Genomic DNA, 15,324 nt, shown 5'->3' with positions numbered 1-15,324 from the left:
GGTACTAGCCCTCAACACTTTCCAGCTGTACAATCTCGCTTTTATTTAATACTTCGTTTAGGTTGAGCATAATCAACAAGCGTGAATCCTCCAATTTAGCAACACCTCGCAGGTATCTCGCTTTGACGCCACCAACCACTTCTGGTGGGCTATCGATTGCACTGCTCTTGATATCAATAACATCATTGGCTGAATCAACGATAAAACCAACTTGCATGTCGTCTACACCTACGATAACAATACGAGTCTGATCCGTGTATTCCGTTTCCGGAAGGGAGAAACGACCGCGTAGATCAATGACCGGAATTACAACACCACGTAGATTAATAACTCCTTTTACAAAGGAAAGTGTCTTGGGAACACGTGTAATTGGCATCATACGCTCAATCGTCTGAACCTTATCTACCTCAATACCATACTCTTCGGTACCCAATTTAAAGACGATGACTTTCAACTCTTCTTCCATGTAAAAAACCTCCCTATTAAATGTAAGACTTAGCTCAATGCTTATTTAATAAATGCATTAGGATCAAGAATCAGGGCTACTTGTCCATCTCCGAGAATGGTTGCTCCAGAGATTCCTTCAATAGCAGGAAGATAGGTTCCCATTGATTTGAGAACAATCTCACTTTGTCCAATAAATTCTTCAACAGCTACGGCTGCAAGACGGTCGCCTTTGCGAATCACGACTATTTCTGTTTCTTGCTCATCAGCGTCATTGAAATCCGGTACCGAAAATACTTCGCTCAAGGACAAATACGGAATCAGTGACTCACGGAACGTGATCATTTTATTGCCGTGAATATTACGAACTTGCTCACGTTGTACAATGGCCGTCTCTACAATGGAGGACAACGGAACAGCGTATTTCTCTGAACCAAGTCGTACAAGCATTGCAGCAATAATGGATAGAGTCAACGGAAGCTGAACAGAGAAGTTTGTGCCTTTGCCTGGAGTTGAATGAATCGTTACATTACCGCCAAGCGAAGTGATCTTCGATTTTACTACATCCAAGCCAACGCCCCGGCCAGAGATATCCGAGATAATATCGGCAGTACTAAAACCAGGTGCGAACAACAGTTGATTCACTTCATCGTCACTCATCTTGGCACCTTGTTCTTCGGTTACAACACCACGTTTGATCGCGGTTTTCAAAAGCTTGTCGCGATAGATACCTTTACCATCATCTTCAATCTCGATAAATACGTGATTTCCACTGTGGAAGGCACGCAGGTTTACTATACCCATCTCTGGTTTACCTGCAGCTACACGCTCTGCAATGGATTCCACACCATGGTCAACCGCGTTACGCAGTAAATGCACAAGCGGATCACCAATCTCATCAATTACCGTACGATCCAGTTCCGTCTCAGCACCTGTAATCACCAGATCTATTTTTTTATCAAGTGTCTTAGCCAGATCACGGATCATGCGCGGGAATCGATTGAATACGGTATCTACCGGAACCATCCGCAATTTCAGTACAATATTTTGCAAATCTGTGCTAACTCGACTTAAATGAGCTACTGTATCGGATAAATCATTGTTGCCTGTTTCACTGGCCAGTTGCTCCAGACGTGAACGGTCAATCAACAATTCACTGAACAGGTTCATCAATACGTCGAGACGTTCAATATCCACACGAATGGTACGTGAAGGTGCAGCAGCTTGCTTCGGTGCAGCAGTTTTAGCTTGTGCCGTTGTGGTTTCTTCTTTGGGTACAGAATTCTTATCCGGCGAAGCAACCTCAGCTACAGCTGTTGGTACGGGTGGCGCTTCAACTGTAGCTGCTACCTGATTGGCCATCTGCTGAAGAGTCTCCTGATCCAGTTGAATGAGCTTCGCACTTTCAATTTCAGAGATACTCATGATGCCTTCTTCCAGTTCGTGCGCCTCTTTAGTTGTTATGTAATACAACGAGAAACTGCGCTCAAACTTCTCCTGCTCAATATCCTGGACAGATGGGTAAGCCTTAACGACTTCACCTGAACGTTCCAGCATATCAAAGACCATATAAGCCCGTACACCTTTTAACTGGCTATGCTCGCTAACAAGCACATCCACGTAGAACACACGATGACCTTCGGCGATCGACTGATCCAGCACTGAATATTGGAATTCATCCAGCTCCACAGCCGAAGAGATTGAAGCGTTAGCCGGCTTGTTTGTTTCTGTAGCAAGTCCATTTCCGTTTGTCATTTCACCATTTTCAATGGCTTGAAGTGAAGCTACGATTGACGACACATCTGCTTTACCTTGTCCACCTTCGGTAATATCCTGAACCATGGTTTCCAAAGCGTCCAGACTCTTGAACATGGTATCAAAAATGTAATCCTGCATTTTCAACTTCTCATTACGAACCAGATCCAACACATTTTCCATTTTATGTGTCAGTGATGCCAAATCTTCAAAGCCCATAGTTGCTGCCATACCCTTCAAGGTATGAGCCGAGCGGAATATAACCTGAACTATGCCCAGGTCTTCCGGATTGCCTTCAAGTTGAAGCATGTTTTCGTTAAGCGATTGCAGATGATCATTAGACTCATCAATAAACATGGATAAATATTGGTTCATGTCCATTGTGAGGCACCTCCTCCGTGAGTTACACTCCGTTATTTCACTGCTTGAACAAGTTTAGAAGCAATCTCCTGCAATGGCAGAAGATGACGAACGCATTGCAGCTCTACAGCAGAACGCGGCATACCATATACAACACATGTTTCTTCATTCTCGGCAAAGGTTGATGTAACTCCAGCTTCGTATAATCTCTTCATCATACGTGCTCCATCACTTCCCATTCCCGTTAGCAAAACAAGATGTCTTTGTAAAGATGTAAACGGCAGAAGTGACTCAAACATCGTATCCACTGAAGGTCTATGTCCATTCACTGGTTGATCTTCAGTCAGCTTCACAATAAACTTCCCGTCTGCTGTTTTGTTAACTTTCACATGGAATCCGCCGGGTGCTATATAGGCGGTTCCTTTTTTCAGAACCATGCCCTCTTCAGCTTCAACCACATGCAGTGGACTGAATGTATTCAATCGTTGAGCCAGAGAACGGGTAAAATTGGGCGGCATATGCTGCACAATAATGACCGGTGCAGGCAAATCAGCAGGCAACTGCTCAAGCAATGTCTTGAGAGCCCTCGGTCCACCCGTAGAACAACCTATTGCCACAAGTTTGTTGAATGGTCCTTCCAGCCCCCCTCCACCTTTGGGAACAGGATTAGGCTTGATTACATCCTTGGCTTTTGCAGAGGCAGAGGTTGCCGCTATTTGATCAGCTGCCACTCTAGCTGCATTAGGTAGTCGAACTTCCTTTGGAGTCTGTACTGGATTAGCTGACCTCACTGCTTTTTCTGCCTTCGTCCCCAAATTACGCTCAGCCTTTGGCAAAGGCTCTGGTTTGTTCTCTACGCGACCTGGTTTTGAAGTTGACAATGGTTCAATTGCTTTCTTTGATTTGGCCTGAAAGGCTTCAGTCCGCTCCCGAAGAGAGCGTTGACTCGTTTGGACAGGTTCGATTGTTTTTTTCACAGGCTCCGCTGGATCCCTGACCGGCATTTCTTTCTGCACTGGCTGAGTTGGGGGAGCAACTACTCCTCGCAGCATGTCTCTATTTTTCATGGATAACTCACGATCAGCTTTTCTTTTGATCTCATTCATCGCAGCACGCATGCGCTCAACCAAGGCTTTACCGACTTGAGCAATATCCTGGTCATGTGAAATAGATGGTTTGCGAATGAAGTCAAATGCCCCAGCTTCAAGCGCCATAATGGTTTCTTTCATGCCTTGTTCATTGATACCAGAGAGCATAATCACAGGAACGAAGGATTCCTTCATAATTGATTTTAATGCATCCAACCCATTCATTTCGGGCATCTCAACGTCCATTGTAATAATATCGGGTTTCAATTCTAGTGATTTTTGAATCGCTTCTCTACCGTTTGATGCCGTTGCCGTAACCTTGAATTCCGGATCCGCTTGGATCAAATCCGTAACAATCTTACGCATAAAAGCGGAATCATCGACAACCAATACTTGATACGCCGCCATGTTGTGTCACCCCTGTTTCCTTTATTCAGAAATCATGTTGTCCGTTTAAGCCACTTATTCATAAATCCCCTGATTCCTGTCAAGGTTCCGGATCTCGGAGTTGCAGGTACAGCCAGATAACGAAGAGCAAGTTTCTCTATATCTTTGGAGGCTTTGGCATTGGGATACGCCAGACTATAGGGCATTTGCCTTTTAACCGCTTTGACTACCTGGGCGTCTTCTGAAATATACCCAAGCAGCGGAATATCCGTCTGCAAAAACCGCCTCGCCACTCCAGCTATTTTTTCTGCCACCCGTTCCGCTTCTCGTTCGTCTTCCACCCGGTTAACGATCATCCGAAAGGGTGTAGCATTTTCCTGGCCGTGCATAACTTTGACTAAAGCATAAGCATCGGTTATTGAAGTCGGTTCAGGTGTGGTTATAATCAGGCATTCATCGGCAGCACCGATGAACTTCATATTCTCTCTGGAGAGTCCTGCCCCAGTGTCAAAGATGACATAATCCATTTCCTGGGCAATATCCTCGACTTGACTGGCGAAAAACTCCAGATCACGATCAGACAATGAGAACAACTCTTTCATGCCCGATCCTCCAGCAATGTAAGGCAAGCCACTGGCACCCAGTTGTATGATTTCCCTTATGGATTTTTGTCGGTACAACAGGTGGTAAAGATTATAGGAAGAAGACGTACCCATAAGAACATCAATATTAGCCATTCCAATATCAGCATCAAATACAAGTACCTTTTGCCCCAAAGCCTGCAATGCCAAGGCAAAGTTCAGTGTAAAATTGGATTTACCAACACCTCCCTTACCACTGGCCACAGTAATGATTTTTGAGGATCGAATATCTCGCTCAATGCCTTCCAATTCCAATGGCGCGGAGACCATACTTCGAAGTGCAGCTGCCTGATCCTTCATTGTGACCATTCTCCCAGCAACTGTTTAGATAACGAATCTGCATCTGGTTTCAACAAATCGTCCGGAACATTTTGTCCATTTGCCACATATGCGAGCTTGAGTGGAAAACGGTGTAACAAGTTAAATAGCGGACCGCAGCTCCCAGTCTCATCCATTTTGGTGAAAATCACCTTATCCAGACCATATTTACTGAAATGTTCCGTGATCTGAACCATATCAGCACTTTTGGAAGTCATACTCATGACCAGAAAAGTTTCGCTATTCTCTACAGGAGCAAGCAAACTTTGCAGTTCCGAAACAAGTAATTCATTTCTGTAGTTTCTACCCGCTGTATCCATAAAGATCAAGTCACAATTCTCTAATCGAGAAATGGCACGTTGTGTATCACCGGGCGATTGTACCACCTCAAGTGGAACATTCAGTATAGAAGCATATGTTCTAAGCTGTTCTACCGCCGAGATCCGATACGTGTCTGATGTAATGAATCCAACTTTACGCTGTTTTTTGAACATTTGTTCAGCAGCCAATTTTGCAATTGTCGTGGTTTTCCCTACACCGGTTGGTCCAGCTACATAGACGATTCGCGTGGTAGGAAGAATGCCTTCTTCAATACGTTGCTCCAAAAAGTGCATGACCTCAAGCTTCACTACTTGTTCTACATCCTGTTCTTTCAATCCACCCTCAGACCATTTTGCTTGAATTGAATCAAACCAGGATTCCCATACTTCCGGCCAGACATCTTGTTCTGTCAAACGTTCTCGGATCATATGCAGTTCCTCTGGCACAGGGTCCGCAGAAGTACCTTGCTTCGAAAGTCTGGTCACCATCTGTTTAAGATCCTGTAATTCAGTCATCAACTTATCCTGCTGCAGGTCTGAACCTGTTGGCATTGGACCAGTTGTTGAACCCGAAAAATCCGCCCCTTGCGGTCGCGGTTTATGATCCGTGCTTGAAGAACCTGAGCCGCTGTCTATGTTTGAACCGATATTACGCGATTCAAACACAGACGACGCAGCCGCAGATTGGTCCTGTACACTTTGATCAGCTATATTCGTTGTCGCCGACTCATCAGAAGCCGCAACAAACGAACGAGCTGTTTGCCGATAAGCCTCAGGTACAAATGCACGAGGTACAGGTGTGAATTGATTTTGTACTGGCTTTGTTGTTTGCTTATTTTCTTCCTTATCCACTGCAGCTACAACTTCGATCCGTTTTTTGCGGAACATTCCCATCACACCGCCCACCTTAATCTCTTTGGTGGACAGAATAACGGCATCACTTCCCAGGTCTTTGCGAATTTGAAGCATAGCTTCGGGCATGGTCTCAACAACGTATTGTTTTACTCTCATAAGTTCACCACCCCGATACTTTGAATTTCAACATTCGGCTCCAACTCGCTGTAGGAAAGCACAGGGATGTCCTGCATAGTACGTTCAATAACCTGACGCAGATACATCCGAATGGTTGGAGAAGTTAATACAACAGGTTGCTGACCTGATTGAATCAAACGGTTCACTTGTTCACTCAGCTTCTGATATACACTTTGTGTAGATACAGGGTCTAGCGCAAGATAACTGCCCTGATCCGATTGTTGCACACTTTCAGCAATTTTCTTCTCAAGACCAGGTCCAACCGTGATCACGCGAAGTGTCTCACCTTTCTGTGAGAACTGCTGAGTAATCTGACGTGAGAGGGATTGTCTGACGTATTCAGTCAGCACATCAGGATCCTTCGTATACGTACCATAGTCAGCCAGTGTCTCGAAGATGGTCACCATATCGCGAATAGATATTTTCTCACGCAATAACTTGGCAAGCACTTTCTGTACATCACCAATGGAAAGTAGAGAAGGGATCAGTTCATCCACAAGGGCAGAATAGTTCTCTCTGAGATTATCCACAAGTGCTTTTGTCTCTTGTCTTCCAAGTAACTCATGCGCATGTTTCTTAATCAGTTCCGTCAGATGTGTAGCCACAACGGAAGGTGGATCAACGACCGTATATCCTGCAAGTTCCGCTCTGTCTTTGGTTACTTCATCAATCCATAGTGCCGGAAGTCCAAAAGCAGGCTCCGTCGTTTCAATACCTGTGACAGACTCCTCATCATAGCCAGGACTCATGGCAAGGTAATGATTCAACAACAGTTCTCCGCCGCCTACCACATTACCCTTGATTTTGATAACATACTCATTGGGTCTGAGCTGGATATTATCTCGAATCCGTATGACCGGAACGACCAACCCCAGTTCAAGAGCACACTGCCTCCGAATCATAATGATCCGATCCAATAAGTCCCCACCCTGCTGATTATCAGCAAGCGGGATTAAACCATAACCAAATTCAAACTCAATAGGGTCCACCTGAAGCAGGTTAATTACACTTTCAGGACTTCTAACCTCTTCAATCTGCTGTTCTTCTTCCAACTGTTCTTCCGCTACTTGTTTCAAATTCAGATTATTCTGCATACGCCACGCGGCATATGCCAACACACCTGCCAACGGAAGCGTAGTAATAACATGAATTGGTGTGAAGAAACCGAGCATGGCAATAACGAAAGCTACGATATAAATTAGTATTGGATATGTAAACAGTTGCCCCGTAATATCATCTGCCAGGTTTCCTTCTGATGACGCTCTGGTGACGATAAGTCCTGCTGCTGTGGAAATAAGCAGAGCAGGGATTTGGCTTACCAATCCATCTCCGATAGTCAGTACAGAGTACGTTGACATTGCATCTGCAAAAGCCATCCCATGCACAGTCATACCGATTATAAATCCACCAATGAGATTGATCAGGAGAATGATAATACTTGCAATTGCGTCACCTTTTACGAATTTACTTGCTCCATCCATCGCTCCATAGAAATCGGCTTCACGTTCAATTTTGGAACGACGCTCACGAGCTTGTTGCTCGTTGATCAGACCCGCATTCAGATCCGCATCAATACTCATTTGTTTACCAGGCATCGCATCGAGGGTGAATCGGGCAGCAACTTCAGCTACGCGCTCAGACCCCTTTGTAATAACGATAAACTGAACAACAACGAGGATCAAAAACACGATAAATCCAATTGCAATTTGCCCTCCAGCAATCCAGCTACCAAAGGTAGCAACTACAGCTCCAGCATCCCCTTCACCAAGAATTAGCTTGGTAGTCGATATGTTCAGAGCCAGTCGGAATAGTGTAGTGATCAACAGCAAAGCTGGAAAAATAGAAAACTGCAACGCTTCTTTGCTGTTCATTGCAACAAGGAGTATCATCAGTGCAATTGAAATATTGACGACCAGCAACAAGTCCAACAGCCAGGTTGGGATCGGAAGAATCATCATCAACACAATGCCAATGATACCCGCAAGGACAGCTATATCTTTAATCTTCAATGAATGTACGGCCTCCGATCCCCTTTTATTTCGTTCTGCCCTTTAGTTTATATACATAAGCCAGCACTTCGGCTACCGCTTGAAACAAATCGGCCGGTATGGCGTCACCAATCTCGGCTCTCTGGAACAATGCCCGTGCTAACGGCTTGTTTTCCATCGTAATAACACCGTTTTCTTTGGCAATTTCCTTAATACGCAAGGCGACATAATCCTGACCTTTGGCAATAATCTGTGGTGCCTCCATCTCGGAACCTTCATACTTTAGCGCAACCGCAAAGTGGGTCGGGTTCGTGATGATCACATCCGCATTCGGCACTTCCTGCATCATGCGCTGCATAGCCATACGACGCTGGCGTTCCCGGATTTTACCTTTGATCAGCGGATCACCTTCCATTTTCTTGTACTCATCTTTAATGTCTTGCTTGGACATACGTATCTTCTTCTCATGGTCATACTTTTGATACATGTAATCAAATATCGCAAGTATCATTAATGCCACTGCAATCTTGATGCCAAGACTTAAAGTGATCGACGCAGCGAAATGTAAAATAGCATCCAATGAAAAATGAGAAAGTGAAGCAATATCTGACTGGTAGCCTTTAATTGTACTGTAAACGAGATAACCGATAATCGACATTTTCAAAATGGATTTAGCAAATTCCACTAATGAGCGGAGAGAGAATATATTTTTGAAACCTTTAATTGGGTCCAGTTTCTCAAGTTTTGGCTTCAAACCTTCCCCTACAAGAAGAAAACCAACTTGCATGTAGTTAACGATCAAAGCAACCAGTAACGCACCCAGCAAAACGGGAGCGATCAATAACAAAACTTCAATGCCATAGCGCATCATAAGCGCCATCACATTCTCTCCGGTGATTTCCATACTCAATCGATTGATGAAGATATCTGTAAACAGACGAACTATACGTTCTTTATAGAAATTGCTGAATACCATCATGATCAAAAACGCGATTAGGAGAATGGATGCGCCAGATAGTTCAGCGCTTTTTACAACCTGTCCTTTTTTTCGTGTATCCTGTCTCTTTTTCGGGGTAGCTTTCTCCGTCTTCTCCCCTGAAAACAACTGGAGGTCGAGTTGAAGTTTCATCCGTGTCTTTTCCTCCGTTTCACTCAGCCGGGCCTTTGTCCAATGGTTCCAAGCAATTTTTCCATCGATCTGAATATCGCTTCGAACAATTGACTAAATACAAAGGAGAAACTGGGAACCAGCAAAAGCAAAATAGCAAGACCAACGAGTAACTTAAGCGGCAACCCAACTGCAAAAACATTAAATTGAGGAGCCGTTTTTGCCAAAAAACCCAATCCAACATCCGTCAAAAACAACGCAACTACAATCGGAGCCGACATCTGAAAAGCAAGCATAAATGATTGACCTAAGGTCTGAATCAAAAATTCAGCAATACTTCCATCTGCCAACCGTAGGAAAAATACATTAGATAATGGTACCCACCGGTAACTGTAAACTATCGCATCCAGCAAATAATGGTGACCATTCATCGTCAGAAACAGAAGCATAGCAAATGCATACTTCAAGTTACCCGTAAGTGGAGCTGAAGCACCTGTCATTGGATCGTATACATTGGCCATACCAAAACCGATCTGTAGATCGATAAAGGTCCCCGCAGTCTGAACAGCCGTCATCAACAGATAAGCCACAAAACCTAAAAGCAAGCCAATTAAAATCTCTCTGATGATCAATAAGACATAACTCAGGTCTGTGGGTACGGTCTGGTCTATTCCGTAGATCAGATAGACAGACAATGTGACAAATGCAGAGATACCAATTTTAACTGAAGTCGGCACATTTCGAGCAGAAAAGACCGGCGCAGTTACAAAAAATGATGTGATTCGACAAAACATAAGCAGAGCGACAGGGAAACTTTGCAACAATGTCTCCATCTGCTAAAGCCTACCCTATGTATCTGTATAGATTATCGAGAATGTTAAACGTAAAATCGACCAAGATATTTAAGATCCAAGGTCCAAACAAAAGCACCGCCAGAAGTACGGCAACAATCTTGGGCACAAAAGCTAATGTTTGTTCCTGAATTTGAGTTGTCGCTTGAAAAATACTGATTGCAAGTCCTACAACCAGAGCTAGTATAAGCATGGGTGCACTGGCCAGCAATGACGTGTATACCGCTTTCCCGGCCAGACCGATAATAAATTCCGAAGTCATGACCGTCCTCCTTTAACTTTCCGGATCAAGTGTTAAAACTCAGCAACAGTGACTTGACTACCAGGTACCACCCGTCCACAAGGACAAAGAGAAGTATTTTGAAAGGTAATGAGATCATGACCGGCGGAAGCATCATCATCCCCATTGCCATGAGTGTACTCGCGACAACAATGTCTATAACCAGAAACGGAATAAAAATCATAAACCCCATCTGGAATGCTGTCTTCAACTCACTGATTACATATGCCGGCACCATAACAGTAATTGGGATATCCTGATAGGTCTTTGGTTGTTCAGTCTGATTGTACTTCATAAACAGCAACAGATCTTTTTCTCTGGTGTGACTAAACATAAATTTCTTCATGGGATCCGCTGCTTTTTCAAGTGCCTCGGTTTGCGTAAGGTCTCCCTGAAGATAGGGCTGAAGCGCTACCTGATTTATGGAAGACAACGTCGGCGACATAATGAAAAGTGTCAGAAATAGCGCCAAACCGACCAGCACCTGATTGGGTGGCATTTGTTGTGTACCCAGAGATGTACGTATAAAACCGAGCACAATCACAATCCGAGTAAAACTGGTCATCAGTACAAGCATTGCTGGAGCAATACTAAGCACCGTAATTAACAGAATGATGGACAGTGAACTCGTGCTTGGTGTCCCTCCATCACCGTTTCCAATCTGAATATCAATATTCGGAATGGGTTCGGCAAAGGCAACCGTTACAGATGCCAGACTGATAAGTCCTAATAAACAACACGCTAACCAAATCTTTTTCTTCATGAATCCCTCGACCGATCTGTAGTATTGTCTTTATCCAGGAGCTTTTCCATCTTCTCTTTACGGTTAGGCATCTGCCGAAGTTTGGATTCAAACATTTCGTGAAAAGAAGTTGTGTCCTCCAGTTCCATTTCCCGCGGCGGTTCTTCTCTACGGAAACGTTTTGTGAGCTTGGCAATGAGAGGTGAGAGATTTCCTTGTTGTGCAGCAGCATCTCGTTCGAAGGAATCAATGATTCTTTGCGCCTCTTCCAGATCTGAAACCTTATCTACCAACTGAATGTCTTCACCTACACCAAGCAGATATACACTTCCACCAATTTCAATAATTTGCAGCGACTTGTTTTGCCCCAGTCCGACCCCGCCCAGGGTACGAATTGTGCCGTGCCGGAACATTTGCTGATTCCGTTTGTTTAAAAAACGGATCAGATAAACAATAAGGGCCAGGATGACGGCCAGGACAACAATCACCCATACAAGCTGTAAATAATAATTACTTCCCACGCCAGCTCCTCCTGGAATATCACCCTGAGCCATCATCATGTCTCTTAAACGCCCAGTGTCTTGCTGATCGCTTCAATAACCCGGTCAGATTGGAAAGGTTTAACGATAAAGTCTTTAGCACCTGCTTGAATAGCGTCGATTACCATCGCTTGTTGACCCATCGCGGAGCACATAATTACTTTAGCGTTAGCATCAATCTTCTTGATTTCTTTCAAAGCTGCAATGCCATCCATCTCAGGCATCGTAATATCCATTGTGATCAGATCCGGACGAAGCTCTTTAAATTTCTCAATTGCTTGTGAGCCATCCTGTGCCTCACCAACAACCTCATATCCATTTTTGGACAAAATGTCCCGGATCATCATTCTCATAAATGCAGCGTCGTCTACGACTAAAATTCGGTTTGCCATCTTGATTCAAGTCCTCCCTAAATTGTGCTTATTGTAATTTCTGAATTCGGTCCCATTGGCTAACGATATCTATAACACGAACACCAAAGTTTTCGTCAATAACGACAACTTCTCCCTTGGCGATCAGTTTGTTATTCACCAAAATATCGACAGGTTCCCCGGCTAACTTATCCAGTTCGACAATCGAACCCTGTGACAGTTCCAAAATATCTTTAATTTGCTTCTGGGTCCTTCCTAATTCTACGGTGACTTTAAGGGGAATGTCCATCAATAAATTCAAATTGTTTTCGTCTACCTGACCATACGCCCCATTTTGCAAATTGGCGAATTGAACTGGCTGTACGTTAACATTCCTATTTGGCATTCCACCGTAATGTTGAGGTGCACCATAAGGTTGCTGCGGTGGCATGCCATACGGCTGCTGTGGCGGCATTCCTTGAGGCATACCCATCGGGACCTGTCCATATCCGTTATAGTCCTGAGCAGGCTGTTGTGGAGCCTGTGGAGCCTGTTGGTGCTGAACGGGCGGCTGCTCCGCAACCGGTGGTGGCGTTGCTGGTACAGCTGCTGGCGCAGGTTCAGGTGTTGATGCCACTGGTGCGCTGGCAGTAGACTCCTGAGCGCCTCCAATCAGCATATCTACCATGTTTTTGGCAAAATGTACTGGAAGCAACTGCATCAGATTGGAATCGATCAGATCCCCGATTAACAAACGAAATGAAACTTGGATAAGGGTCTCATCTGCAGGAAGATTACTTACACCCTCTCCACTCTCCAGATTGAGAATATCGATTCCCGGAGGGGAAATATTCACAAAACGATTAAAAATCGTGGACATTGAGGTTGCAGAGGAACCCATCATCTGGTTCATCGCTTCCTGTACTGCACTAATATGGATTTCATTCAGTTCTTCATCGACCGGATTTCCTTCGCCACCCAGCATCAAATCAGCGATGACTTGAGCATCTCTCTTCTTGATAACAAGTGAGTTAATGCCTTCGAATCCATCCACGTAATTCACATGAACGGCAACATGTGGCTTAGGAAAAGCTTCTTCAAACTGCGTTCGACTAATGATAGAAACTTTAGGTGTTGTAATATCTACTTTGAGGCCTAATAGCGTGGACAAGGCTGTTGCCGCGCTACCAAATGTAATGTTACCAATCTCCCCCAAGGCATCCTGCTCCAGCTCGGTCAAAAAATCATCAACCGTCTTTTCAGCGGGTTCCGAGCTGTTTATCGATTCCGATTGCCTGAGCAAAGCATCGATTTCTTCTTGGGATAAATAATCCTTACTCGTCAAATTCTTCAACTCCTTCGGTGACAATCTTGTCTATTTGCACAGCCACACGGTCTTTGATTGTCCCCGGACTGCCCATGTATTTCAGTTTGTCACCCACTTTAATGGAAAGTCCCTCATCAACTGGTTTGTTCAACGTAATGACATCACCAACGGACAGACCCAGAAATTCTGCAATTGAAATTCTCGATTCTCCCAATTCCGCAACGATTGGTAACTTGGCTTTGTTCACACGCTCTTTTAGAGCATCATACTCCTCCGGAGCTCTCGTTTTCTTCTCCGAAACAAACCACTGATGAGTTGACAACCGTGACATAATAGGTTCAAGAACGACATGCGGTATACATAGATTGATCATGCCTGTCGTGTCACCAATTTTGGTACTGAGCGAGATCAGAGCAATGGTCTCATTGGGAGATACAATCTGCATAAATTGCGGATTGGTCTCGAGCGCTTCCATCCTTGGGGTAATATCCAACACGGTCTTCCATGCTTCTTGCAAACTTTCAAATGCACGGCTGAATATTCGTTCCATGATGGTCGTTTCAATCTCCGTCATGGATGCAATCTTTGTTGGAGCACTCCCGGTTCCACCAAGAAGGCGATCCAGCATCGCATATCCTACGTTTGGATGGACTTCCATCACCATTCGTCCCTGTAGTGGCTCCGCTTCAAAAATGTTCAATATCGTCATCTTAGGAATAGAACGGATAAACTCATCATAAGGCAACTGTTCGACCTGAACGACATTGATTTGAACGAACGTCCGCAGTTGGGCTGAAAAATAAGTGGTGAGAAAGCGTGCAAAGTTTTCGTGAATACGAGTCAAGCTTCTGATATGGTCTTTGGAAAAACGCACTGCCCGCTTAAAATCGTACGATCTGATTTTCTTCTGAGTTTCTTCCTTCTTCAATTCTTCTGCGTCCATTTCACCAGAAGAAAGGGCTGCTAATAGGGCGTCAATCTCATTTTGTGATAATACATCCACCATGTTCTCACCCCCTTACAGGTCTACAGCGTGTTCTGTTCATTACATTGGTGCTATAACAATGTCTGAAAAACTAGTGCTTTTCAATTTCGGCTCAGGCAATGCCTCATTAATTAGACCTGTCAGTTTCTCATTGAATTGTTTCATGCCCTTTGCCGAACTCAGTTCCTCAGCCTTGGTGTCTGCAAGTGCCTGAATAATAATGGGCTTCACCGTAATGCTTTTAATTTTTTCAAAATCTTCTTTGGCTGTTTTGTCAGATAACTTGAAAGAAAAACTAACCATAATAATACGATCCGGATCAGCCAGATTCGTTTTAATCTGTGCAAGCTCTGACGATACCTCTACAATTTCATCCGCAGTCATTTTTTTTTCTTCAGCAGCTGCCGCCGTATGTGTGTCGTCCTTATTCCCGTTCTGTCCTTGCATAAATACAAACACAACCACCACAATGAGTGTTATTGCCAGCAACATTGTTGCAAGCCAAGGCATCATTTTTTTCATCAGGATTCCTCCGTTTGCTGCACTTTAATAGTGGCTGCCTGAACCCCGATTTCACGGTTGTAATCTTTAATCTTGGAAATAACGTCAGCGGCTTTTTCAAGCACAATCAGTCTCTTTCCAGTTACCAGAGTAATATACGTATCCGGCGTCTCTTCCACAATTTCAACCATCAGCGCATTTAACCACATGGGAGAACCATTTAACCGCGTAACCGAAATCATGCTAAGCCCCCTTGATCAGAGTGGGAGGAGCAAGCTCCCCCACGTTTTAAAAATTCATTAATCAGT

Annotated in this window: 16 protein-coding genes; all 16 read right to left on the bottom strand. The window is 44.3% G+C overall.

Annotation, left to right across the window (positions count from 1 at the left end; all coding sequences use genetic code 11):
• Positions 1-4: 4 nt before the first annotated feature.
• From QNO02_RS11095 to QNO02_RS11020, 16 genes are read right to left on the bottom strand one after another with little or no spacing between them, the layout of a single operon-like run.
• Positions 5-466, bottom strand: coding sequence for a chemotaxis protein CheW (locus tag QNO02_RS11095; RefSeq protein ID WP_091031877.1), 462 nt, complete (start codon positions 464-466; stop codon positions 5-7).
• 41 nt (positions 467-507) lie between these two features.
• Positions 508-2,580, bottom strand: a complete 2,073-nt coding sequence (locus QNO02_RS11090; RefSeq protein WP_289392031.1) for a chemotaxis protein CheA — start codon at positions 2,578-2,580, stop codon at positions 508-510.
• A gap of 32 nt (positions 2,581-2,612) precedes the next feature.
• Positions 2,613-4,055: a chemotaxis protein CheB gene (locus QNO02_RS11085; protein ID WP_289392030.1), complete on the bottom strand. Its 1,443-nt coding sequence runs from the start codon at positions 4,053-4,055 to the stop codon at positions 2,613-2,615.
• A gap of 32 nt (positions 4,056-4,087) precedes the next feature.
• A complete protein-coding gene (locus QNO02_RS11080; RefSeq protein WP_289392029.1) occupies positions 4,088-4,975 on the bottom strand; it encodes a MinD/ParA family protein in 888 nt (295 codons plus the stop codon).
• Positions 4,972-6,324 carry a flagellar biosynthesis GTPase FlhF gene (gene flhF, locus QNO02_RS11075; RefSeq protein WP_289392028.1) on the bottom strand — a complete coding sequence of 451 codons (1,353 nt, stop codon included), beginning with the start codon at positions 6,322-6,324 and terminating at the stop codon, positions 4,972-4,974. Before flhF ends, QNO02_RS11080 begins: the two co-directional genes overlap by 4 nt.
• Positions 6,321-8,354 (bottom strand): flagellar biosynthesis protein FlhA, encoded by a 2,034-nt coding sequence (gene flhA, locus QNO02_RS11070; protein WP_036670372.1) that lies wholly within the window; start codon positions 8,352-8,354, stop codon positions 6,321-6,323. Before flhA ends, flhF begins: the two co-directional genes overlap by 4 nt.
• Before the next feature lie 25 nt (positions 8,355-8,379).
• Positions 8,380-9,462 carry a flagellar biosynthesis protein FlhB gene (gene flhB / locus QNO02_RS11065; protein WP_289392025.1) on the bottom strand — a complete coding sequence of 361 codons (1,083 nt, stop codon included), beginning with the start codon at positions 9,460-9,462 and terminating at the stop codon, positions 8,380-8,382.
• 23 nt (positions 9,463-9,485) lie between these two features.
• A complete protein-coding gene (gene fliR / locus QNO02_RS11060; RefSeq protein ID WP_017689171.1) occupies positions 9,486-10,274 on the bottom strand; it encodes a flagellar biosynthetic protein FliR in 789 nt (262 codons plus the stop codon).
• A 10-nt stretch (positions 10,275-10,284) separates the two neighbouring features.
• Entirely contained in the window at positions 10,285-10,554 is a 270-nt protein-coding gene (fliQ, locus tag QNO02_RS11055; RefSeq protein ID WP_047842485.1) for a flagellar biosynthesis protein FliQ, read from the bottom strand.
• 25 nt (positions 10,555-10,579) lie between these two features.
• The gene (fliP, locus tag QNO02_RS11050) at positions 10,580-11,335 is read right to left on the bottom strand and encodes a flagellar type III secretion system pore protein FliP (protein WP_091031890.1); all 756 of its coding nucleotides are present in this window, start codon (positions 11,333-11,335) and stop codon (positions 10,580-10,582) included.
• Positions 11,332-11,868 carry a flagellar biosynthetic protein FliO gene (locus tag QNO02_RS11045; protein WP_091031892.1) on the bottom strand — a complete coding sequence of 179 codons (537 nt, stop codon included), beginning with the start codon at positions 11,866-11,868 and terminating at the stop codon, positions 11,332-11,334. The genes fliP and QNO02_RS11045 overlap by 4 nt, the downstream gene beginning before the upstream one ends.
• 11 nt (positions 11,869-11,879) lie before the next feature.
• Positions 11,880-12,245 (bottom strand): response regulator, encoded by a 366-nt coding sequence (locus tag QNO02_RS11040; RefSeq protein ID WP_017689175.1) that lies wholly within the window; start codon positions 12,243-12,245, stop codon positions 11,880-11,882.
• 28 nt (positions 12,246-12,273) lie between these two features.
• Positions 12,274-13,548, bottom strand: coding sequence for a flagellar motor switch phosphatase FliY (gene fliY, locus QNO02_RS11035; RefSeq protein ID WP_289392022.1), 1,275 nt, complete (start codon positions 13,546-13,548; stop codon positions 12,274-12,276).
• Positions 13,538-14,536: a flagellar motor switch protein FliM gene (gene fliM / locus QNO02_RS11030; RefSeq protein ID WP_017689177.1), complete on the bottom strand. Its 999-nt coding sequence runs from the start codon at positions 14,534-14,536 to the stop codon at positions 13,538-13,540. Before fliM ends, fliY begins: the two co-directional genes overlap by 11 nt.
• Positions 14,537-14,575: 39 nt before the next feature.
• Positions 14,576-15,037 (bottom strand): flagellar basal body-associated FliL family protein, encoded by a 462-nt coding sequence (locus QNO02_RS11025; RefSeq protein WP_133384320.1) that lies wholly within the window; start codon positions 15,035-15,037, stop codon positions 14,576-14,578.
• On the bottom strand, positions 15,037-15,258 hold the full coding sequence (locus tag QNO02_RS11020; RefSeq protein ID WP_017689179.1) for a flagellar FlbD family protein: 222 nt from the start codon (positions 15,256-15,258) through the stop codon (positions 15,037-15,039). The genes QNO02_RS11025 and QNO02_RS11020 overlap by 1 nt, the downstream gene beginning before the upstream one ends.
• Positions 15,259-15,324: the final 66 nt, after the last annotated feature.

It is taken from the genome of Paenibacillus sp. PK1-4R, from assembly GCF_030369595.1.
Lineage (GTDB): Bacteria > Bacillota > Bacilli > Paenibacillales > Paenibacillaceae > Paenibacillus.
Note: the sequence above shows the minus strand (reverse complement) of the source record. Positions and strands in the feature narration are given on the sequence as shown.

Excerpts from the sequence above, each read along its gene's own strand:
- QNO02_RS11080 (WP_289392029.1), bottom strand. The coding sequence starts at position 4,975 with ATGAAGGATCAGGCAGCTGCACTTCGAAGTATGGTCTCCGCGCCATTG.
- QNO02_RS11090 (WP_289392031.1), bottom strand. The coding sequence starts at position 2,580 with ATGGACATGAACCAATATTTATCCATGTTTATTGATGAGTCTAATGAT.
- flhB (WP_289392025.1), bottom strand. The coding sequence starts at position 9,462 with ATGAAACTTCAACTCGACCTCCAGTTGTTTTCAGGGGAGAAGACGGAG.
- fliR (WP_017689171.1), bottom strand. The coding sequence starts at position 10,274 with ATGGAGACATTGTTGCAAAGTTTCCCTGTCGCTCTGCTTATGTTTTGT.
- fliP (WP_091031890.1), bottom strand. The coding sequence starts at position 11,335 with ATGAAGAAAAAGATTTGGTTAGCGTGTTGTTTATTAGGACTTATCAGT.
- QNO02_RS11085 (WP_289392030.1), bottom strand. The coding sequence starts at position 4,055 with ATGGCGGCGTATCAAGTATTGGTTGTCGATGATTCCGCTTTTATGCGT.
- flhF (WP_289392028.1), bottom strand. The coding sequence starts at position 6,324 with ATGAGAGTAAAACAATACGTTGTTGAGACCATGCCCGAAGCTATGCTT.
- QNO02_RS11020 (WP_017689179.1), bottom strand. The coding sequence starts at position 15,258 with ATGATTTCGGTTACGCGGTTAAATGGTTCTCCCATGTGGTTAAATGCG.
- QNO02_RS11025 (WP_133384320.1), bottom strand. The coding sequence starts at position 15,037 with ATGAAAAAAATGATGCCTTGGCTTGCAACAATGTTGCTGGCAATAACA.
- fliM (WP_017689177.1), bottom strand. The coding sequence starts at position 14,536 with ATGGTGGATGTATTATCACAAAATGAGATTGACGCCCTATTAGCAGCC.
- QNO02_RS11095 (WP_091031877.1), bottom strand. The coding sequence starts at position 466 with ATGGAAGAAGAGTTGAAAGTCATCGTCTTTAAATTGGGTACCGAAGAG.
- QNO02_RS11045 (WP_091031892.1), bottom strand. The coding sequence starts at position 11,868 with ATGGCTCAGGGTGATATTCCAGGAGGAGCTGGCGTGGGAAGTAATTAT.
- fliQ (WP_047842485.1), bottom strand. The coding sequence starts at position 10,554 with ATGACTTCGGAATTTATTATCGGTCTGGCCGGGAAAGCGGTATACACG.
- QNO02_RS11040 (WP_017689175.1), bottom strand. The coding sequence starts at position 12,245 with ATGGCAAACCGAATTTTAGTCGTAGACGACGCTGCATTTATGAGAATG.